This is a genomic window from Bacillus sp. RC251 (genome assembly GCF_044908765.1).
Lineage (GTDB): Bacteria > Bacillota > Bacilli > Bacillales > Bacillaceae_G > Bacillus_A > Bacillus_A wiedmannii.
In genome coordinates this window covers 78,987-97,896 of sequence record NZ_JBIYDP010000001.1, presented here as the reverse complement: position 1 = coordinate 97,896, position 18,910 = coordinate 78,987, and the positions used below count along the sequence as shown (strand labels likewise).

27 protein-coding genes and 1 pseudogene are annotated in these 18,910 nt (G+C 32.8%); 11 read left to right on the top strand and 17 right to left on the bottom strand.

What is annotated here, in order from left to right; translation table 11 throughout:
* Positions 1-18: 18 nt before the first annotated feature.
* Positions 19-204, top strand: coding sequence for a YhzD family protein (locus ABH961_RS00550; protein ID WP_000539551.1), 186 nt, complete (start codon positions 19-21; stop codon positions 202-204).
* Between the two features lie 26 nt (positions 205-230).
* On the opposite strand, the gene ABH961_RS00545 is transcribed toward ABH961_RS00550, so the two are convergent.
* Positions 231-593 carry a hypothetical protein gene (locus ABH961_RS00545; RefSeq protein ID WP_016136590.1) on the bottom strand — a complete coding sequence of 121 codons (363 nt, stop codon included), beginning with the start codon at positions 591-593 and terminating at the stop codon, positions 231-233.
* Positions 594-747: 154 nt separating this feature from the next.
* On the opposite strand from ABH961_RS00545, the gene ABH961_RS00540 reads away from it, so the two are divergent.
* Positions 748-888: a YflJ family protein gene (locus tag ABH961_RS00540; protein WP_000273537.1), complete on the top strand. Its 141-nt coding sequence runs from the start codon at positions 748-750 to the stop codon at positions 886-888.
* A 65-nt stretch (positions 889-953) separates the two neighbouring features.
* Here the strand turns inward: ABH961_RS00540 and ABH961_RS00535 are convergent, their stop codons facing one another.
* The 4 genes from ABH961_RS00535 to ABH961_RS00520 all read right to left on the bottom strand — a co-directional run bounded on the left by ABH961_RS00535 (position 954) and on the right by ABH961_RS00520 (position 3,905).
* Positions 954-1,352 (bottom strand): hypothetical protein, encoded by a 399-nt coding sequence (locus ABH961_RS00535; RefSeq protein WP_098079744.1) that lies wholly within the window; start codon positions 1,350-1,352, stop codon positions 954-956.
* Positions 1,353-1,459: 107 nt separating this feature from the next.
* Positions 1,460-1,894 carry a hypothetical protein gene (locus ABH961_RS00530; RefSeq protein ID WP_098079746.1) on the bottom strand — a complete coding sequence of 145 codons (435 nt, stop codon included), beginning with the start codon at positions 1,892-1,894 and terminating at the stop codon, positions 1,460-1,462.
* 159 nt (positions 1,895-2,053) lie between these two features.
* Positions 2,054-2,698, bottom strand: coding sequence for a response regulator (locus tag ABH961_RS00525; RefSeq protein WP_000876838.1), 645 nt, complete (start codon positions 2,696-2,698; stop codon positions 2,054-2,056).
* Positions 2,688-3,905 carry a sensor histidine kinase gene (locus ABH961_RS00520; RefSeq protein ID WP_098079748.1) on the bottom strand — a complete coding sequence of 406 codons (1,218 nt, stop codon included), beginning with the start codon at positions 3,903-3,905 and terminating at the stop codon, positions 2,688-2,690. Before ABH961_RS00520 ends, ABH961_RS00525 begins: the two co-directional genes overlap by 11 nt.
* Positions 3,906-4,008: 103 nt before the next feature.
* On the opposite strand from ABH961_RS00520, the pseudogene ABH961_RS00515 reads away from it, so the two are divergent.
* From ABH961_RS00515 to ABH961_RS00500, 4 genes and pseudogenes are all read left to right on the top strand, one after another.
* Positions 4,009-4,193, top strand: a pseudogene (locus ABH961_RS00515) (hypothetical protein).
* 325 nt (positions 4,194-4,518) lie between these two features.
* Positions 4,519-5,199 (top strand): FadR/GntR family transcriptional regulator, encoded by a 681-nt coding sequence (locus ABH961_RS00510; RefSeq protein ID WP_098079750.1) that lies wholly within the window; start codon positions 4,519-4,521, stop codon positions 5,197-5,199.
* 76 nt (positions 5,200-5,275) lie between these two features.
* Positions 5,276-6,490 carry an MFS transporter gene (locus ABH961_RS00505; RefSeq protein WP_404518740.1) on the top strand — a complete coding sequence of 405 codons (1,215 nt, stop codon included), beginning with the start codon at positions 5,276-5,278 and terminating at the stop codon, positions 6,488-6,490.
* A gap of 55 nt (positions 6,491-6,545) precedes the next feature.
* Positions 6,546-6,851, top strand: coding sequence for a hypothetical protein (locus tag ABH961_RS00500; RefSeq protein WP_098079754.1), 306 nt, complete (start codon positions 6,546-6,548; stop codon positions 6,849-6,851).
* Positions 6,852-7,279: 428 nt separating this feature from the next.
* On the opposite strand, the gene ABH961_RS00495 is transcribed toward ABH961_RS00500, so the two are convergent.
* The 4 genes from ABH961_RS00495 to ABH961_RS00480 all read right to left on the bottom strand — a co-directional run bounded on the left by ABH961_RS00495 (position 7,280) and on the right by ABH961_RS00480 (position 8,790).
* Positions 7,280-7,591: a YbjQ family protein gene (locus tag ABH961_RS00495; RefSeq protein WP_000637510.1), complete on the bottom strand. Its 312-nt coding sequence runs from the start codon at positions 7,589-7,591 to the stop codon at positions 7,280-7,282.
* Positions 7,592-7,727: 136 nt separating this feature from the next.
* Positions 7,728-7,931, bottom strand: a complete 204-nt coding sequence (locus tag ABH961_RS00490) for a DUF4028 family protein (protein ID WP_141520048.1) — start codon at positions 7,929-7,931, stop codon at positions 7,728-7,730.
* Positions 7,932-8,082: 151 nt separating this feature from the next.
* Complete coding sequence (locus ABH961_RS00485; protein ID WP_001100081.1) at positions 8,083-8,613, bottom strand: general stress protein; 531 nt, start codon at positions 8,611-8,613, stop codon at positions 8,083-8,085.
* Between the two features lie 36 nt (positions 8,614-8,649).
* Positions 8,650-8,790, bottom strand: coding sequence for a hypothetical protein (locus ABH961_RS00480; protein ID WP_098079759.1), 141 nt, complete (start codon positions 8,788-8,790; stop codon positions 8,650-8,652).
* 222 nt (positions 8,791-9,012) lie between these two features.
* Here ABH961_RS00480 and ABH961_RS00475 point away from each other — a divergent pair, with 222 nt between their 5' ends.
* The 3 genes from ABH961_RS00475 to ABH961_RS00465 all read left to right on the top strand — a co-directional run bounded on the left by ABH961_RS00475 (position 9,013) and on the right by ABH961_RS00465 (position 13,035).
* Complete coding sequence (locus ABH961_RS00475; protein WP_097845240.1) at positions 9,013-9,264, top strand: hypothetical protein; 252 nt, start codon at positions 9,013-9,015, stop codon at positions 9,262-9,264.
* A gap of 206 nt (positions 9,265-9,470) precedes the next feature.
* On the top strand, positions 9,471-12,161 hold the full coding sequence (locus tag ABH961_RS00470; RefSeq protein ID WP_340421993.1) for a response regulator: 2,691 nt from the start codon (positions 9,471-9,473) through the stop codon (positions 12,159-12,161).
* A 16-nt stretch (positions 12,162-12,177) separates the two neighbouring features.
* Positions 12,178-13,035, top strand: coding sequence for a CheR family methyltransferase (locus tag ABH961_RS00465; RefSeq protein ID WP_098079763.1), 858 nt, complete (start codon positions 12,178-12,180; stop codon positions 13,033-13,035).
* A 39-nt stretch (positions 13,036-13,074) separates the two neighbouring features.
* On the opposite strand, the gene ABH961_RS00460 is transcribed toward ABH961_RS00465, so the two are convergent.
* From ABH961_RS00460 to rsbV, 5 genes are all read right to left on the bottom strand, one after another.
* Positions 13,075-14,217 (bottom strand): SpoIIE family protein phosphatase, encoded by a 1,143-nt coding sequence (locus ABH961_RS00460; RefSeq protein WP_404518737.1) that lies wholly within the window; start codon positions 14,215-14,217, stop codon positions 13,075-13,077.
* 173 nt (positions 14,218-14,390) lie between these two features.
* On the bottom strand, positions 14,391-14,831 hold the full coding sequence (locus ABH961_RS00455; RefSeq protein WP_404518735.1) for a ferritin-like domain-containing protein: 441 nt from the start codon (positions 14,829-14,831) through the stop codon (positions 14,391-14,393).
* A 69-nt stretch (positions 14,832-14,900) separates the two neighbouring features.
* Positions 14,901-15,677: an RNA polymerase sigma factor SigB gene (gene sigB, locus ABH961_RS00450; protein ID WP_404518734.1), complete on the bottom strand. Its 777-nt coding sequence runs from the start codon at positions 15,675-15,677 to the stop codon at positions 14,901-14,903.
* Positions 15,640-16,122 carry an anti-sigma B factor RsbW gene (gene rsbW, locus ABH961_RS00445; RefSeq protein WP_063260035.1) on the bottom strand — a complete coding sequence of 161 codons (483 nt, stop codon included), beginning with the start codon at positions 16,120-16,122 and terminating at the stop codon, positions 15,640-15,642. Before rsbW ends, sigB begins: the two co-directional genes overlap by 38 nt.
* A 6-nt stretch (positions 16,123-16,128) precedes the next feature.
* Positions 16,129-16,467 (bottom strand): anti sigma b factor antagonist RsbV, encoded by a 339-nt coding sequence (rsbV, locus tag ABH961_RS00440; protein WP_404518731.1) that lies wholly within the window; start codon positions 16,465-16,467, stop codon positions 16,129-16,131.
* Between the two features lie 348 nt (positions 16,468-16,815).
* Here rsbV and ABH961_RS00435 point away from each other — a divergent pair, with 348 nt between their 5' ends.
* Positions 16,816-17,016, top strand: coding sequence for a methyltransferase (locus ABH961_RS00435; protein WP_000390990.1), 201 nt, complete (start codon positions 16,816-16,818; stop codon positions 17,014-17,016).
* Positions 17,017-17,197: 181 nt separating this feature from the next.
* Here ABH961_RS00435 and ABH961_RS00430 read toward each other — a convergent pair whose 3' ends face one another.
* From ABH961_RS00430 to ABH961_RS00420, 3 genes are all read right to left on the bottom strand, one after another.
* Complete coding sequence (locus ABH961_RS00430) at positions 17,198-17,449, bottom strand: GlsB/YeaQ/YmgE family stress response membrane protein (RefSeq protein WP_000522904.1); 252 nt, start codon at positions 17,447-17,449, stop codon at positions 17,198-17,200.
* Positions 17,450-17,524: 75 nt separating this feature from the next.
* Positions 17,525-17,725 carry a CsbD family protein gene (locus ABH961_RS00425; protein WP_000004258.1) on the bottom strand — a complete coding sequence of 67 codons (201 nt, stop codon included), beginning with the start codon at positions 17,723-17,725 and terminating at the stop codon, positions 17,525-17,527.
* 35 nt (positions 17,726-17,760) lie between these two features.
* Entirely contained in the window at positions 17,761-18,150 is a 390-nt protein-coding gene (locus ABH961_RS00420; protein WP_097865278.1) for a YflT domain-containing protein, read from the bottom strand.
* Between the two features lie 212 nt (positions 18,151-18,362).
* Between ABH961_RS00420 and ABH961_RS00415 the strand changes: the two genes are divergently transcribed.
* Positions 18,363-18,830: an LptM family lipoprotein gene (locus ABH961_RS00415; protein ID WP_098080289.1), complete on the top strand. Its 468-nt coding sequence runs from the start codon at positions 18,363-18,365 to the stop codon at positions 18,828-18,830.
* Positions 18,831-18,910 lie beyond the last annotated feature (80 nt).

The following is an 18,910-nucleotide window of genomic DNA, read 5'->3' as shown; positions in this document are numbered from 1 at the left end:
TTATTGGAGGGAATTTTCATGGGAGTATACGTTCTAACAGTCTTTGAAAAAGATGGTTCAAAAGCATTAGACGAATCATTCGAGGCGGCAACTGAAAAAGAAGCGAAAGCAAAAGGTGAATCTATTTTACAAGAAAAAGGATTGTATGAAAAAACACATCGCTGCACATCTTCTGCAGGTAAGCTCGTTTTATTCCAGCGCTAAAAAAAGAAGCGTCCTCCGCTTCTTTTTCACTCTACTATATCTTCGTCACACCACGTAAACACCACATCTAGAATGCGATTACCGATACGTACGCGCTTATTCCATTTTCCTGTTTGGATCTGATGTTGCAATTCTGCTTTCATCTTTTCCGTCCAGTCGTGAATCGTTTCACTACCGTCGTACGGATATACGCTCGGAAACTCTTCCTGCAGTAGATGCAAGCTCTCTGCATCAAAATGAAAATGGAAGAAGTAGTTTGCTGTAAGCGATGGTTCTTGCAATCGTAAAAAATGATCATCAACTTGCTTTCTATTTCTATAGAAAGTAAAGATATTCACTTTACCGCTCGTAATTTGGTCAATTTGAATTTCGTGCTTCTCTATAATCACGTCTTGCCCACCTCGTTATATACTATCCTTAGTATATATGTCTTTTGCAACAAAGTTAACCATTTTCGCGCGAAATTCATTTCCTTCATTATATTACCTGTACCTCCATATGCAATCAGAACAACTAAAAACAAAGTTGAAGGGGAGCGATCACATGTATTTCGGAAGCAAAGGTTGGTATGTAAAAGAACTTAAAAAATTAGGTATCCGTACTTATGAAGGTAAAAAACTAGAATCGTATCGTACGCATGTGTTATCTAGTTTACTTGAAAGAATGAAGAGAGCTTCGGCTTAATTGATGTAGGAAGCGACTACGGTTGCTTCCTTTTTATATAGTGGAAAAAAAGAAATAATCCTATCTTAACGTTCTATCTTTACCGTTATACTCTCTTGATAAAAACCACCCATTATCAACTGCATCTCTATTACCAAATGCTCTTCCAGATAATCATTCGTATATATTTTAAATTCTCCATACTTATTAACCCGTCCACTTCCAACAAACGTATCGCCACTTGTTATGACAATTATTGAATGCGGTTCCGCACAGCCCGATACATAATTAGCACCACATTTTACAAAATCTATATTTATTTCCTTATGAATTTTAGTAACCGAATCTATATATTTCTTGTTACGCAAATTATCATCTTGCTCTTCAGCCCTCAAAAGCGTTTGATTTTTGCTAACTTTTTCTGAAGAGAAAGCAACATTCCCCAGCCAAATAAACCTATCAAATGTAGTAATAGGTAGAAACATCTACGCTAACTCCCCCATTCTTCTTTCCTGTTTTTATCGTCTACAATCTTTTGATGAACTTACAGTAATAATTTCTATATTAATATAAAAAAATATTCTTTTTCCATTCAATTTCGCACTGTTAATTTGTACAGAATACATAGAATACTGTTTTTCACCCCAGATGCAATGGCAACGCTACACAAAATAATCCACGATCCATTAAATGTAAATTCTCCTTCAAATGTGTTAATAATAATTATGTTGCCGATTATTAAAAGAATCCATGAAATGGAATACTGTTTTCCATTTGTAATATATAAAATTCCATCCTCATTACAAACTGTAATTCCTCCACCTTGCCAAACACCAATAGCGAAAGAAAAAATCGTAGCTGCCAATAACTCTGCTTGTAAATCTCTAGTCACTGGTTGCGGCGCCGTATAAGTAATAATCCCTATCATCATGAGAAAAGTAATAATATGTATCCAGTTTAATTTTGTTTGTTTACTTTGCAGCCAAATAAAGAAAATTACTACAGAAATTAAAAACAAAGTTGCCATTTAATTATTCTTCTTCCTTTCCCATATTAAAAACGTCTGTGTAATGCAATTAGAGCGTTCTTAAATCTCTCATACTTTCTAAAGCATAACATGAGAAAATAATAAAAAAATCGTACAAAAGGGCAAGCCTATAATGTACGATTGGGCATATATAATGTTTTAAAAATGAATTAACTTCCTTTCAATAGATACAGCTACTGCTTCTGACCTTGAATTAACACCTAATTTATTGTATATATTTGTTAAATACGCTTTTACTGTTCGCTCAGCTATTCCCATATCGAATGCAATTTCTTTATTCTTATTTCCACGCGCTATAGCTTTCAACACAAACAATTCTTTTTCTGTTAAATTATTTTCTTCAACCTTATCAGCATATACTTCTTTCCTTTTATAATTCACTATCTTTTCCATAATATTGGGTTGTAGTAAAATCTCACCTCGAATAGCCGCTTCCAATGTTCGAAACAAATTCTCACGATCCGTATCTTTTAGCAAATATCCTTTTGCTCCTAACTCAATTCCCTTTAACATTAATTCGTCTTCGTTATAAGTAGTTAATATAATAATCGGCGTATGATTTTGTTTTTTATTTAAAGCTTCAATTGTTTCTAACCCACTCATTTTAGGCATATTTAAATCCATTAAAATAACATCAGGTTTCTTTTTTTCTATGAAAGAAAGGGCTTCTTCTCCATTTGCAGCCTCACCTATAATTTGAAATGAATCACTCGTTTCTATTATTAATTTCAGACCCTCTCTTACAACGAAATGATCATCCACAATTAATACGTTATACTTCATGGCTATCTCCTTCATTATTGATAGGTACTTGAATACACACTTTCGTACCCTTCATCTTTTCACTCAATATATGTATTTCTCCATTAATCAATCGAACTCGCTCATTTAAGCCAATTAATCCATAATGCCCAGGATTCTTACCGATAGATCCAGTGTCAAAGCCCATTCCATTATCTTCAACTTCAATAGTAAGCTTTTCAAGGTTATCGATATATTCAACTTTTAAATTTACATCTGTTGCCTGCGAATGTTTTGCGATATTCGTTAAACATTCACTAATTACATATAAACAATGTTCCTTTACTAAGCTTGAAATATGCGGAGGGCTTTGAATAGTAAATCTCACTTGTATAGACGTAGCCTCAGAAAAACGTTGAACTTCTTCCTCTACTGCTTTATTAAATGAATTGGTAGTATGACGCAAATCATCAATAACCAACCTTGCATCATGTAAAGTTTGTCTCGCTCTTATCATAGTTTGTTTCATAATCTCTTGAGATCGTCCTATATTCCCTTTTTGCATATGGGCGTCTATTGCTTCCAATTGCATAATTAAGCTCGCTACACCTTGCGCTAACGTATCATGTAAATCCCTTGCCATTCGCTGCCTTTCATTAGCTAATGTCAATTCTTCTACTCTCATATATGCAGACTCTAACTCTTGAATGTAGCTCTGTATACGATTACGTGCATCATATTGCTGCTTATTAATATAAGAAAAAGGAATAATAATTGCTAGTACTAAAAGGAACATAGAGATAAGAATAGCTACTTTATTCACACCATAATTCATACTAATCGCAATACAAAATATGGCATACATGAGAGTAAAAACTGCCATTACTTTAAATATATTGTGATAAACATATAAACTTTGAGCAATTAAAATAGGGGTTAATCCAACAAAAATAGCTATTGAACCATTTGGTACAATAAATGCAGCCAAAAACACAATGAAAAGTTGTACAAAAAAGAAATACAACAATTGCCTATTTTTTAATGAACTCGCATACCAATGAAAAATAGTATGAATAACAATGACTATTGTAAAAAAGAAACTATCTATTGAGAGAATATTATTACGAAATTCTAAAAGCATTGAAGCTATATATACGAGTGTAATCCATAAAACAATAAACCTTCTTGGAATAAATACCGCTTCCAATACATTTGTATCCACATCTATATTTGAATTCATTTTTTTCATATTCGACCTCCATCATTATATTATACAAGATGCAGCTTACATTTTGATAAAGTGAAACTTTAATTAGTGGGGCTTTTTTCCATCCCCATTACAGAATATTAATATGAAATATTGCATATCGAAATGCATTGATATAATTGTAAGCGCTTACTATAATAAGCGTATAAAGATTTATTGCATCTTACCATAAAAAAAGGAGGCACTCATATGGAAATCGCAATGGCAGTTTTAAAATTTGTAGGTGGAGTAATTCCATTAGTTCAAGAACTTTTAAAAGCATTCATGTAAGGTTATCATTCAGCAATTATCTATAATAATTATCATACAAATGATCTGTATATCAAAAATAAATTGATACACAGATCATTTGTGTGAGAAAACTTTATACGAGAACTATGTAACCTAGTAGAACAATAATGATACATCTATCTCAAATTAGAAAAAGACGCTCACAAGAGCGTTTTTTTTATATTACTATGTATTCAGGAGAAATCGATTTTTTTATGTCTTATAAACCCTATTTTAGTATCCCATTTCAACTACCTAAAAAATAACATTGTCAACCAAACTTAAATTGGTTATCATAAAAACGAATATAACAGGAGATGAGCAGATGAATATGAACGAAAAGAAATCTTTTTCAAAAGTTGCTCGGCGGAAATTAGTCGATGAAGTGTTGGAACGTCTACAGGAGAAAATCTTTTCTGGCGAGTATGAAGTTGGTGATCGCCTCCCTACAGAGCCGCAATTAATGGAAGAGTTAGGAGTTGGACGATCAACATTGCGAGAGAGCATAAAGATATTAGTACATGCTGGCATATTAGAAGTTCGCCAAGGACAAGGTACTCGTATTGTTTCACTCAATACAACGCAAGATTCATTTGAAAAACGATTGCAAACAGCTAATATACATCATGTGTATGAAGCACGAAATATGTTAGATAAAGAAGTAGCGATGTTAGCAGCACAGCGCCGAACCGACGAGGATCTTTTATACTTAAAAGGACATTTGAGTAAAAGAAAAAATGCCCTTCAAGAAGGAAATTATGTAGCATACATAGATGCAGACATTCAGTTTCATCTAGCCATTGCAAAGGCGAGCAAAAACGAAGTTCTACTTGATTTGTATGAATCTTTCGTACCTGCCCTTCGCCACATTTTAAGCCAATTCATATTACATACAGCGAACTATGAAGATAACTCTGACATTCATGAAAAGTTATTCCAAGCGATTTTAAAACAAAATACTGAAGAGGCACGAACATACGCTATTCAAAATTTGGAGCTGAAATAAGCTCCTTATCTATTACACACAAACATCAGATGATATACTCAATAACATCTGATGTTTAAGAGAGGAGAAAGTGAAATTGAAACATCAAGAACGAACTTATTTGTATATACTAGCACTATTTTTTGTTTCTATTAATTTACGTATCGGAATTACATCTGTTTCACCTGTATTAGAAACAATCCGACAAGACTTAAATATAAGTAATTTTTCCGTTAGTTTTTTAACAGCTATTCCTGTTTTTTGTATGGGGACATTCGCCTTACTGACTGGGAAGGTAATAAAAAAATACGGGGCAGAAAAAGCAATTATGGCTTGTCTTATTCTAATTGGGTTTGCAACATGCATGAGGGTCTTTACCTTTTCCATTTCCACATTATTCGCGAGTTCTTTATTTATCGGTATTGGAATTGCACTTGCAGGTCCGTTACTATCAGGTTTTATTAAAGAAAAATTTCCTACGAAAATCGGCTTAATGATTGGCATATATTCAGTAGGTATGGGAACTGGCGCTTCTTTAAGTGCAGGGTTAACGATTCCTTTACAACATGTGTTAAAAGGATCTTGGAATATGGCACTCGCTTTTTGGGGTGCACTAACTATTATCGCTATTATGTTTTGGTATCCCGTTATGAAACGAAAAAAGAATACGAGTACACAAAATAAAAAGAATAATAGCTTACCTTTAAGAAATAAAAAGAATAATAGCTTACCTTTAAGAAATAAAAAAGCGTGGTTGTTCACAATCTTTTTCGGGATACAATCAGGAACCTTTTATTCCATTACGACTTGGCTTGCGCCGGCAAATCAAAGTATGGGTGTGAGTAGCGAACAAGCGGGGACTCTTATAACTGTTTTTACAGTGATTCAAATGATATGTAGCTTTTTAATTCCAACGTTAGCGGATATTTATAAAAACAGAGCACTTTGGTTATTAGGGAGTATATGCTTTGTACTCGCAGGTTTATCGCTTATGATTTACCCATTAACCACACCATGGGTTCCTTCTATTTTACTAGGTATCGGGCTCGGCGGCGTATTTCCACTCGCTCTCATGCTACCGCTATATGAAACAAAAACTTCAGAAGATGCGAGTGCATGGACTGCTATGATGCAATCAGGAGGATATATTATGGGCGGATTCATTCCTGTCCTAGCAGGAATCGCTCGTGATTATTTTAATAGTTATACGCAAGTTTTTATTATAATGGCACTTTTAAGCTTCATTTTATTCCTATTAACTTTAGTTATGAATAAAAGGAAAAGAAATGCAGAAGATCTTGTCTCCGCTTAAATTAAAAATGTTAATATATGGTATAATTTAATTAAAAACGAAAGGAGCTTCTAACATGTGGTTCATTTCGGCAATTTGGCCTGTTGTAATAGTTGGTGGAATTGTAGTATTTGTAATAAAAAGATTGGAACATAAATATAAGAACGGAAAATTAGGTAAGAAAAAATCAAATGAGGCTCAAATTTTATTAGACAGTTTCATACCGATAGGAATGCTTGTTGGCTGTATGATTGGTTTGATTTTCGGTATGTTTTTCCCGGAATTCTCCCTGCTTTCATTTAGTTTAGGGGCCGGAATAGGCTATTTATTTGGTTATTTCGCCTATGAAATTTATAGTAAAACAGGAGACAATTTCTCGTAATCCAAAAAGAATAATCAGGACCGTACATAGTCGTCATATACAATATGTACTGTCCTTTATTTTTGCATCAATGCTATCACCTTACCTTTCACATCCTATACACCTTTTCTTACCTCAAATAATAATTTTATTATTTGTCATATAATTAACACCTTCGTTAAACATATATAAAGATTGTTGTATTTCTTACTTTTCTCTTTGAAAACAATATATACTACATTTGAAATAAGCAAGTGTGTCTGCTTATTATCTAAATTCCCGTGCAATACCCCCTCACGAAATGCTAGGAGCAATCCTAGCATTTTTTACAATAACGTTTTGCCCACTTTGAACATATGTAATTATAATTTCTTGTCAACGTTAGTCATAAAACAAAAAAATCCCCTCAAAGCATAAGCTTCAAGGGGTGAGCCTGTATTTTTACTTACTTATATACGTACAGCTGTACCACTTACAGCAACCATTAACATTCCATCACGAACAACCTCATAATCTACGTCAATACCAACGATAGCGTTCGCACCTTTTTGTTTTGCAAGTTCTTTCATTTCATCCATTGCGATATCACGAGCTTCTTTTAGCTTGCTTTCGTAAGAACCAGCACGACCACCGACAACATCACGAACAGAAGCGAATAAATCGCGGACAATATTTGCACCCATAATAGCTTCACCATTTACAATATCGATATACTCAATAATTTCTTTACCTTGAATTCCAGACGTTGTTGTTACAATCATGACTGACACTCTCCTAATAAGTTGTAGTTTGAATAAGCTTTCTTATGTCTTTATTATGACATGGAACAAGCAACGAATCTATTGAATTACCTTACAGGAGTGTGACAATTTTGTAAGAATAAAACGCCTATTATGTTTAATAAAGCGCTTTAACATTCGGATACATAAACGATTCTCTATTTTCTTTCCAATCCCTTTCTACTTCTTTAAAAGTTGGTCGCCCTACTTCTTCCTTGTTTTTCTGTTTACGAAACCATTTCTTTACATACTTCTCTCCATTTTTGTTTTGAACTGTACAAAGGAAACTGTTACTACTATCCTTTACTATTTTTACAATCACGAAAAGACACCTCTTCCCTTTTAAATAAAAGAATAGAACTTGATCTTTTACTATAAGCCCTTCCTCTCTTATAGTCATACGACTCCTCGGCCGCGCCAAAGTTGTAAGATCAAAAAACGATATTCACTATGTTTAATATGTGACGTACATATTATTTAAAGAAATCCGAGTTATACGCATTGTGCTTATCAAATATTTTATAAATTTCTAACTTATCATCTAATGTTGCATCTACTAAAATTAATATATTTCCATCGTAAATGTATTCTTCATATTTCTTAGCATGTTCCTCAGGAATGCCTAATCCGATAAATGCTCCTATTAAACTTCCAGCTCCTCCGCCAATACCGGCTCCCCCAATAGCTGCTGCGATAGGTCCTGCCGCTACGATTGGACCCATTCCAGATACGGCAAGTACACCAAGACCTGTTAATAAACCACCGAGTCCGCCTGCTACTCCTCCTGCCACAAGCCCTGTTGCTGAAAAGATATCCGCTTTATGTGCAGTTTCATGATTCACTTTTTCACCCGATTTCTCTTCCAGATGTTCAATTTCCTTTTGATCCTTCGCAATAGCTGAAATGTTATCAGCTGAGTATCCTTTATCACTTAATTCATTAATAACACATGCCGCATCATCAATTGTTCTAAAAACACCTACTATTTTTCTATCTACATTCATAACTAGTAACCTCCTAAAGTTTTATATCATGTATCTTTATCTTTCTTCATTTCTGTATACACTAATCTTCTTATTAACATAACCATTTACGAAAAAAGCGAATAGTAAAAGCATTACAAGCGAACTACTTAACAAGTAAATTAAATCAAATGTAATATCAATTATCAGTTCATTCATGTATACCCGACTCCTTTTTATTTAAAGTAAAAGTATATTTTTATAGACTAGAAATCTTTCAATTCATCTTCATTCAATCTCTTTGTAGTATATGTATACCCTTCGTAACCCTTTCTAAACGTAAAAAACTATAATTATATTTTTTCTTATTTATATGTTTAACATTTTTTAAAACGGGTATGTTTATATTGTTATACTTACTATACGGAAAGGAATATTTCGATGAATGCAATCCAATCTACTACTATTCTTTATAATGAAACACCTACAATAACGCAGATTCATCACTTTTATGCTTTAATGACAACATTTCAAACGAATGTATTTATAAGTAAACATGGAACACTTACTTCTATTAAAAACTTAAGCACATTAGTTTCCTTTTTCCTTACTGTCAAAAAGAAAGAACTTGTATTATTTATCTTTGAAGGAATAGATGCAAACAAAGCTTTAAGAACACTCTTTCCTTCTTAAAAGTTTTATAATCCCCTATTCCCTCGATTGTTACTTTTCATATATCGTTTTATATTTCAAAATGATTTCCTCAATTCAAAAAGAGACCCCCCTAATACAATAGGGGGATTTCTAGTTTGGCCTTACGAAAACTGATATAATATATATTACGTTTTTTATTCTGTACAATTGAAAATTGTTAATAACCTTGAAGGTAGGAATTTTTAATGAACTCGAAAGCAAAATTTAGTATTCGCTACAAAATTATGGCTGGTTATTTAGTTATCATTTTGTTCTTACTTATTTCTTTCATTATGCTAAACAATGAGATTTCCAGTTTACAAAAATCTCGTAATTTTATTATTGATCACGATTTTAAAGTTCTTAATTTAACGAATCAAGTGGAGAAAGAATTACTAACAATTGAAAATAAAGCGAAAGGATTTATCACTTCTAATGATGCAAATTACGTTCAATCCCTTAACGCTGCGGAAAAGGATTACGAAAAACATTATCAAGATCTTTTTGCTCTATTAGAGGATAACCCCTCTCAGCAAGAAAAGTTAAAACAGATTAATGAAAACATTACTAGTTGGATTAATAAAGAGATTCACCCACTTATTACAAATAGCAATCGTAATAACGTACAAGCAATCGATACGACTCAAATTCAGTCACTACAATCGCAGGTAACTAACTTCCGTAGTGTAGAGGAGCAGCTAACGAAGAAAAGAGCTGCACAATTAGATACGGAAAATAATAAATTAGAGCTTTGGTTATACAGTTTGTTGTTCTTACTTTCTTGTATTTCTATTATCGTTTCACTCTATATTTCGAATTCCATTACAAAAACGATTAAAAATGTAATTCAAGCTATTAAATCCATTTCTTCTAAAGAAAAAATTACGGAAAGAATTCATGTAAACACTCATGATGAGATAAAAGATTTGGCTCATACAACGAACCATCTACTAGACGAAATATCGAAAAGAGAGTGGTTGCAAACCGAGCTTGCAGAATTAATTTTAATGTATCAAGGTGTATCTTCTATTGAGATGTTAGGGAACAAAATTCTTAGTGGAATGATACAAAAAACGCAAACTTCTTGCGGTGCATTTTATGTACGTGAAGAAATTGAAGACACTGTCTACTATGTGAAGAAAGCTTCTTTCGCCGATCAGGGTTCTGATGTTGGGAAGCAATCCATTAAAATGGGTGAAGGTTTAATTGGGCAATGTGCTTTAGAAAAGCAAAGCTTTATTCTTAGAGAAATACCAGAAGAATTTCGTTATGTCACTAGCGGCTTATTAGAAATACGCCCTCAAAACCTACTAGTTATCCCTATCTTATTTGAAGATGAAGTGATTGCAGTAATGGAGTTAGTAAGTGTAACTGACATTTCAGATTTACATCAAGATTTAATTCAACAAACTGTTGATAACCTAGGTTTAACGATCCATAGTATTATGGGACGTATGCGAATTCAAACTCTTTTACATGAATCACAAGCAATGACAGAAGAGTTGCAAGTTCAATCAGAAGAATTGCAAACACAAGCTGAAGAACTACAAATGCAAGCCGAAGAATTAAGAACAACGAATGAACAACTAGAGTCTAGAACGGAAGAGGCGGAGCAAAAGACAGCTGACTTACAAATCACTAAATCAGAATTAGAAGAAAAAGCAAGTGAGTTATTACGTAGCTCAAAATACAAATCTGAATTCCTAGCAAATATGTCACATGAATTACGCACACCATTAAATAGTATTTTACTATTATCTGAAATGTTAAAAGAAAATCATGATAATCATTTATCCGATGATGAAATTGAATTAGCAACTGTTATTCATTCATCAGGGAAAGATTTACTTACTCTAATTAATGACATACTAGATTTATCTAAAGTAGAAGCCGGCAAACTAGACATCATTTTTGAAGCAACGAACATAAGTGATATGGCAGCAAATATGCATCAAAACTTTTTACATATAGCTGCACAAAAAAATGTCGAATTTACTATTGAAGACAGTGATATTATTCCTGATTTGTTTTATACAGATGCAAAACGGATTGAACAAATTATTAAAAACTTATTATCCAATGCATTTAAATTTACGGAAAAAGGATTCGTTTCTTTACATTTCGATTCAATAGAAACAGCCAATTTAAGTCATGAAATGCAGTCTATCAGTAATGATTGGATGAAAATTTCGGTAAAAGATACTGGTATTGGTATCGCTAAAGAACAACATCAACTCATTTTCGAAGCCTTTCAACAGGCAGATGGCGCAACGATTCGAAAATACGGTGGTACAGGCTTAGGGTTATCTATTTGTAAAGAGTTTGCTAGATTATTAGGTGGTTGGATTACGTTAGAGAGTAATGTAGGAGAAGGCAGTACTTTCACCGTATATATCCCTAACCTTCCAAATGGGTTAACTGATATACAAGTATCCAATTTAGAAGTTGCAGCAACGATAGAAGATGTTATTCCTGCTGAAGTTGTTGAGGAAACTATCGTGACGCCAGAAACAAATAACGTCTTCCAAGAGAAAACTATTTTAATTGTCGATGATGATCATCGAAATATATTTGCATTACAAAATGCATTAAAAAAACAACATGCCAACATTATTACTGCGCAAAACGGTATAGAGTGTTTAGACATACTAAAAAACAATACAAATATTGACCTTATTTTAATGGATATTATGATGCCGAATATGGACGGTTATGAAACGATGGAACATATCCGAATGAACTTAGGGTTACATGAAATACCTATTATCGCATTAACTGCTAAAGCAATGCCAAATGATAAAGAAAAATGTTTATCTGCTGGCGCTTCAGATTATATAAGTAAACCATTAAATTTACATCAACTCTATTCAGTAATGAGTGTATGGTTAATAAAATAAGTGAGGTTTAGTTTAAGTGGAAAATAAGTATTATAATTTTGATCCATCTGTAGATATGGATAAGCTCACGAACTTAGAAATTGAATTACTATTAGAAGCGGTATTTAAACTATCTGGCTTCGATTTTCGCCAATATGCTCGCACATCTATTTATAGAAGAATTTGCAATCGAATGCAGCTCTCTAATATACCAACCATTTCAAAGTTAATTGAAAAAGTAATTCATGAGGAAGGGGTTTTAGAACAGTTATTAAATGATTTCTCCATTAATGTAACTGAAATGTTCCGTAACCCTAACTTTTTTAAAGCGCTAAGAGAGCATGTGATTCCTGAACTAAAAAAGTATCCTGAAATTAGAATTTGGCATGCTGGATGCGCAACTGGTGAAGAAGTATTATCAATGTCCATCTTACTTCACGAAGAAGGATTAAGTGAAAAAGCTGTTATTTACGCAACAGATATGAATACAGATGTGTTAGAGAAAGCAAAACAAGCTATCCTTCCGTTAAATAAAATGCAAACTTATACGAAAAATTATTTACAAGCTGGCGGTACACAAGCATTTTCTAACTATTATTCAACAGATAATCGTTTTGCTTATTTTAATCCATCACTGTTACAAAACATTATTTTTGCGCAACATAATTTAGTAACTGATCAATCTTTTAACGAATTTCATATTATACTTTGCCGTAACGTTTTAATTTACTTTACGAGTAAACTTCAAAACCAAGTACAGCAACTATTTTATGAAAGTTTAGGTCACAACGGATTCCTATGTTTAGGAAATAAAGAAACTCTCCGTTTTTCACATATAATGCCGCATTATATCCAGTTTAATCCGAACGAACAAATCTATCAAAAAATACAATAAAAAGCGTATGAAATCCTCTGTTTGGATTTCATACGCTTTTTATTTCGCATTCGCTTGTATCATAATGAGGCACATATCATCTGATTGTGCTTTCTTCTGTTCTTCCTTGTAAAACCCTTCGATCTCTTCTTCTAAATCTCCCCATTTTCTTTCTGTAAAAGCACGTAATTTCTCTTCAGCCTCAAATTCATCATGTGCAATTGCTTCAAGAACACCATCTGTAAACAATACGATTTGAGCGTTCTTCTCAAAAGGTATAACGGTCTTTTTAACTTTTATTTCATCAAAAAATCCTACTGCACAACTTCCTCGATTTAGTTCAACCATATTTGTCTCATCAACTAAAACGTATCCAGAAGGATGTCCTGCATTTACATATTCAATCGTTCTCTTTTCTGTATCTACTACTAAATATATCGCTGTAAAATAATATGGAATATCGTCATTCTCATTATGTAAAAGAGTCATATATTTATTTAAGTCTTTAATGACAAGTTCTGGATCGATTAAAGATTTAATCGTTTCACGTAATACAGACGAAATAAACATACAAACTAATGAAGCAGATATACCATGTCCCATCACATCTAATAATATAATACCGTAGCGGCTTTCATCGATTTTATACCAATAATACATATCTCCAGCTAATTTAAATGAAGGTAAGTAACTTGCTTCAATTTTTATATGATCTTCTCGTAATGGGCTACTTAATAAGTTTCTTTGTACTTGCGTTGCTAAATCTAATTCATTACGAAGGTTTTCTTCTTGTTCTTTATGCCAATTTAATTCCGATTTCAAGCGTAATGCTACACGCATACGCGCTAACAATTCAACTTTATTTATCGGTTTCGTAATATAATCCATTGCCCCTATATCTAGCGCTTCAGCTAATTTATTCGCGTCTTCTAAAGCTGTTACAAAAATAATAGGAATATCTTTAAACTTCTCCTCGTTTTGTAATCGCCTACAAACTTCAAGTCCATCAATTTCAGGCATCATAATATCTAATAGTATTAAATCAATTTCATTATGCCTGGAAGAATCTTTTCCAAAATGGATGTATTCGAAAAGCTCTTGTGCAGAATTAAGCGATACAAGATCCTGATATCCGGCTTGTTTTAAAATTTTTTCAATTACAAAGATGTTAACCGGATTATCATCGACAATTAAAATGGACACAAGTTATTTCCCCTTTTCTTATTTAAAATGTAAATCTATTATCATTTTCTATTTTTCTAGTATTGCATACTCAGTTATAAAATGAAAATTTCCTACTCAAACATATTTATACAGCAAAAGAACAAACTCCCTAGAAATGAGAGTTTGTTCTTTCACTCTATAAAGTTCCACTATTAATTTAACACCATTGCTTTGTCGCTTAAAAGACGATCTAATTCTTCCATATGATTTGTTTCATCTGCGATCATATCTTCTAACTTTACAACTAACTCTGTCATATTTAATTTCGCTGCCTGTTCTTTTCTCGTTTCATAGCGCTTAATTGTTTCATATTCTGATTGTCTAGCTTCTTCTAACATTTCTCTAACATCTTCTACTTGTTTCACTGGTAAAGGGATCGTAGTAGGTGTACCACCTAACGTCTTAATTTTCTCCGCTAAATATAGGGCATGTCCTTGTTCATCACTAATTTCAGATTCAAAGAAAGGTTTTAACACTTGTCTATATATACCAGAAACTGTAGCTGCATTATGGTTATACATAATAATTGCCGCGTATTCTCCTGCTAAATCTTCATTCAATCCTTTGATTAGTTCTTTCACATCGTGTGACATTTTAATATCTCCTCCTATACTTAATAACTACCCCTTTTCTCATGCTTTAAACATAATTCTTTTAAATTTTTATGTATCTAAAAATGCTGCTTGCTTCAATTTACTTATCGCTTGTCTTTTAATACGAGAAACATGCATTTGTGAAATACCTAACCGTTCCCCTGTATCCTTTTGATTTAAATTTTCTCCAAATATATAATGAATAACACTCTTTTCCGTATCATTTAATACGTTAAAAATATCCTTTAAAACGAGACGTCTTTCTGTTTCTTCATATCCTTGCTCTACTTCACCTACAGATTCAATTCTTGCTACCGAACTTCCATCAGATGAATTTTCAACTACATCATCTAAGGAAGATACTCGATAATTATTTTTTGCATCCATAATTTCTAGCACTTCCTCTTCGGATAGTCCTAAATGATCCGCAATCTCTATAATTTTCGGTGAACGTTGCAGGTGATCTGTTAGCTCCTCTATCGCAAGTTTAATCTTCCCGCCTAAATCTTTAATTCGCCTTGGAACATGAATGCCCCAAGTTTTATCACGTAAATACTTCTTTATTTCACCTACTATCGTAGGTATTGCAAATGGCTCAAAAGCATTCCCTATTGAATAATCATACCTTCTTATTGCGCCTAAGAGCCCTAACATTCCTACTTGTATAATATCCTCATGCATTGGCCCACCTTTTGAATAGCGATATGCAATGGAATGTACGAGATTTTTATAGTGATTAACCAACCTTTCCTGCGCTTCATCACATTGATTTTGTTGAAAGTCTGCAATTAGTTTAATAACGTCTTCTTTAGCAAGATTTGTAGGTTGAGATTGGATTTCCATCATTCTCCACCTGCTCTCTTTGTATATATTTTGTCATTAAAACTGTCATGCCCTCATCATGCATAATTTGTATATCATCCATTAACGTATTGATTAAATATAAACCTAAACCATTTTCCGGCAAATGCTCTACTGGTTTATTAATATCATACGGACCAACTTTCCTTTTTAAAGTGCTGAAATCAAAGCTAACCCCATTATCCGCAACCATAATTTCTAATCGATCTTCATATAGACCAAAGACAATTGTAATTTCTCCAACGTCTTCTTTATATGCATGTTGTACAATGTTTGTACATGCTTCACTAATAGCAATTTTCATATCTTCTATATCGTCATAAGCAAAGCCCATTCGATTCGCAACACCAGCCATTGTTAAACGAATAATAGCCACATATTCTGCTTTTGCAGGAATTTTCATTTCTATCTTTTCAAATCTCTCCATCATCCCTAGTCACCTTCTTTCTACTTTTTCAAAATCGGAATTCAAATTTAATATTTCTGTTAGCCCTGTAATATCAAACAATCTTTTTAGTCTTTTAGACACACCAATAAACTCTAGTTTTCCATCATTTTTCTTAATTGCTTTTAATAGCGCTATAAAAACGCCTAAACCCGTACTATCCATATACTCTACCTTATTAAAATCTACTACTATATAAACCTCTTTCTCACTTGCAATAGGCATTACCTTATTTTTTAAATCTGATGCCGTATACGCATCAATTTCACCATTTAGTTGTACTGTATAACCTAAATCATTTTGCAAAATATTTATTGCCAAATTCATCATTTCCGCCCCCTTATCTCAAACTCTTACTATTTAATTACCCATAAAAATTAATTTTAAACATATTTTTTTATTTTAATTATAAAGTGAAACTTTAATCAGTGGGGGTTTTCTTCATCCCCCACTGATTATTAGTTGAACCAATCGGACTTTTATGGGCAGTTGATTCCCCACCTAAATTCTTTGCTTTCGCTGAATTTTGAGGTGGGGGTCTTACTGCCCATTAAAGCGGGATAAATAAATTTTCTATATCTTTCCCAGCTTAACACTTAAAAAGTACTACCAAATGTTTAAACCTTATAAAATTGTGTATGTATAATGTATAAACATTATTTTTAGGGGGATCTATCTATGGAAGAGCACAACTTTAAAAAGGGAGATTTCGTTCAATTTTCTTATCGACACGATCATGCTACAAAATTAATTGGTTCTATTATTAACATACTAACGAATACAATTGTAGTTGATATAGGTAATAGCGAGGACTTATCTCATATAGAACCAAGGCAAGTCGTAAGAATAAATAATTGTGAAAAAGTAACAATGGTTTAATACATAATAGAAAGTATAATTTTAATGAGTGGGGGTTCTTCATCCTCCACTCATTCCTATGCAAATTACATTAAAAAAGCATCCAAATTATTTTAATTGGATGCTTTTTTATGTATATTTATCAGTTTATTAACTTTATAGCTATATATAATAAACTTAAGATTACTATTCATTATCATACTTACGCTTTCCGTAGCATTCTAGAAAAGAATGTAACGATTAAAATAAAGACGATTGCACCTAATAACGCTGGAAGAACGAAAATGCCTCCCCATTCAGGACCCCAATGACCAAATAACGAACTACCTACCCAAGATCCGATTAATCCGGCAATCACATTACCAACTATACCTAAAGGAAAGTCTTTTCCTGTAATCATTCCAGCTAACGCACCAATAAGTCCACCTACAATACACGTAATAATAAGTCCCATAATTAAACCTCCTATATTATTTTTATATTGGGTTCATCAAGCTTTGGTATGTAACCAAAGCTTGATGAACATGTATTATTCTTTATGATCCAATTCATCACTTATCTTTTGTTTCACTTTTCCGACTTTTTCTTTTATAGTTCCTTTTGTCTTCTCCCACTTCCCTTCATTTTTCAACTCTCTGTCCTCTGTAACTTCACCAATTCCTTCTTTTATTTGTCCTTTTTTCTTTTCAACTTTACCCGTAATTTGTTCTTTTAGCCCGCTCTCACTCATATTTCCCATCTCCTTTTCGTAATAGATTTATAGATTTAAAGAGTATACGTGCATCTTCTTTCTTGTAACCATTCACCAACTCTTTCTAAATCCTTAACGAATAACAAGATTTTTCCTTCATCCAGCTTTTCTTCATAAAAGTTAGCTTCTTCCTCATTAAGTCCTAACTCTTGCATCTTATTTCTTAACTGATCTCCCGTTTTTTGAAAGACGTTAATAATGCTTGTCCCAAGTCCCTCTTCTTTTATTCCAATTGTATTCACATCTGCATTGTCTGCGATTCTATCTGTCCTTTCTTTCTCATGTGTTAATACGTAAATATCTTTTTGGTCTATTCCTTTCTTCACTAGATCATTCGCCGCATTCATGACCTCTTTCTCCGTAATAAATTCATATACAAAAGGTTTACTATACTTCGTTTCCATCTTTAACTTCCTCCTCTAAAATGAATTATTTGTTATATTATATGTAGTACACCCATTTTCGAAATGTTAAACATAAAATATGAAAAAAGTTATGTGAATTTTGATTTTAATAGAGAATGAACAACATAATTTACCACTTTAAAACATTTTCCCTTACAATAACTACCTTAATTAACAGAAAATTGTTATAATTAAAAGTAAGGAGGGATACTATGAAAAAAATCATATCTATATGCGCTCTAACCGCTCTATCTTTCACTTTAATAGGCTGTGCAAGTACCTCAGCTACAGACAAATCTCCACAAACTAAACAAGAACAGAAACAAAATGCCTTTCAATTAAACTCCGCAAATATTACAGATATCGAAATACTTCAGACAACCAACAATACTACTTCTAAATCTCAAACAGACAACGAAGAAATGATAAATTCTATCGTTTCAGCAGTTCAAAAAGGAACGCCTAAAACAATTACACTTGATCAAAAAAAGAGAGAATCTACACATTCTACTATTACCGTTACATATAAAGATGACGCAAAAGAAGAGTTTCTTGTATGGGTTGATAATAAGGAGCAAATTACGATTGCTAAAGATGAGAAGAAAGATAAGGTGCAAGGCGTGGTAGTGAACATAAAAGATGTGAAAATGATGAAGGATTTCTTTAAGAAGACATCTTAGAGGATATCTTTTCTTTATATATTAAAAAGGCCCACCTATTTCCGTAGGCGGGCCTTATCTTTATTACACAATAAAAAAGT

Bases quoted from the DNA above. Each gene is read 5' to 3' on its own strand.
- ABH961_RS00550 (WP_000539551.1), top strand. From the start codon at position 19: ATGGGAGTATACGTTCTAACAGTCTTTGAAAAAGATGGTTCAAAAGCA.
- ABH961_RS00435 (WP_000390990.1), top strand. From the start codon at position 16,816: ATGGAAGAGCACAACTTTAAAAAGGGAGATTTCGTTCAATTTTCTTAT.
- ABH961_RS00485 (WP_001100081.1), bottom strand. From the start codon at position 8,613: ATGAATGTAGATAGAAAAATAGTAGGTGTTTTTAGAACAATTGATGAT.
- ABH961_RS00530 (WP_098079746.1), bottom strand. From the start codon at position 1,894: ATGGCAACTTTGTTTTTAATTTCTGTAGTAATTTTCTTTATTTGGCTG.
- ABH961_RS00430 (WP_000522904.1), bottom strand. From the start codon at position 17,449: ATGGGACTTATTATTACGTGTATTGTAGGTGGACTTATTGGTGCGTTA.
- ABH961_RS00470 (WP_340421993.1), top strand. From the start codon at position 9,471: ATGAACTCGAAAGCAAAATTTAGTATTCGCTACAAAATTATGGCTGGT.
- ABH961_RS00415 (WP_098080289.1), top strand. From the start codon at position 18,363: ATGAAAAAAATCATATCTATATGCGCTCTAACCGCTCTATCTTTCACT.
- ABH961_RS00455 (WP_404518735.1), bottom strand. From the start codon at position 14,831: ATGTCACACGATGTGAAAGAACTAATCAAAGGATTGAATGAAGATTTA.
- sigB (WP_404518734.1), bottom strand. From the start codon at position 15,677: ATGATGGAAATCCAATCTCAACCTACAAATCTTGCTAAAGAAGACGTT.
- ABH961_RS00495 (WP_000637510.1), bottom strand. From the start codon at position 7,591: ATGATTGTAACAACAACGTCTGGAATTCAAGGTAAAGAAATTATTGAG.
- ABH961_RS00475 (WP_097845240.1), top strand. From the start codon at position 9,013: ATGAATGCAATCCAATCTACTACTATTCTTTATAATGAAACACCTACA.
- rsbW (WP_063260035.1), bottom strand. From the start codon at position 16,122: ATGATGGAGAGATTTGAAAAGATAGAAATGAAAATTCCTGCAAAAGCA.
- ABH961_RS00520 (WP_098079748.1), bottom strand. From the start codon at position 3,905: ATGAAAAAAATGAATTCAAATATAGATGTGGATACAAATGTATTGGAA.
- ABH961_RS00500 (WP_098079754.1), top strand. From the start codon at position 6,546: ATGTGGTTCATTTCGGCAATTTGGCCTGTTGTAATAGTTGGTGGAATT.
- ABH961_RS00535 (WP_098079744.1), bottom strand. From the start codon at position 1,352: ATGTTTCTACCTATTACTACATTTGATAGGTTTATTTGGCTGGGGAAT.
- ABH961_RS00510 (WP_098079750.1), top strand. From the start codon at position 4,519: ATGAATATGAACGAAAAGAAATCTTTTTCAAAAGTTGCTCGGCGGAAA.
- ABH961_RS00420 (WP_097865278.1), bottom strand. From the start codon at position 18,150: ATGGAAACGAAGTATAGTAAACCTTTTGTATATGAATTTATTACGGAG.
- ABH961_RS00525 (WP_000876838.1), bottom strand. From the start codon at position 2,698: ATGAAGTATAACGTATTAATTGTGGATGATCATTTCGTTGTAAGAGAG.
- ABH961_RS00480 (WP_098079759.1), bottom strand. From the start codon at position 8,790: ATGAATGAACTGATAATTGATATTACATTTGATTTAATTTACTTGTTA.
- ABH961_RS00540 (WP_000273537.1), top strand. From the start codon at position 748: ATGTATTTCGGAAGCAAAGGTTGGTATGTAAAAGAACTTAAAAAATTA.
- ABH961_RS00425 (WP_000004258.1), bottom strand. From the start codon at position 17,725: ATGAGTGAGAGCGGGCTAAAAGAACAAATTACGGGTAAAGTTGAAAAG.
- rsbV (WP_404518731.1), bottom strand. From the start codon at position 16,467: ATGATGAATTTGGCAATAAATATTTTGCAAAATGATTTAGGTTATACA.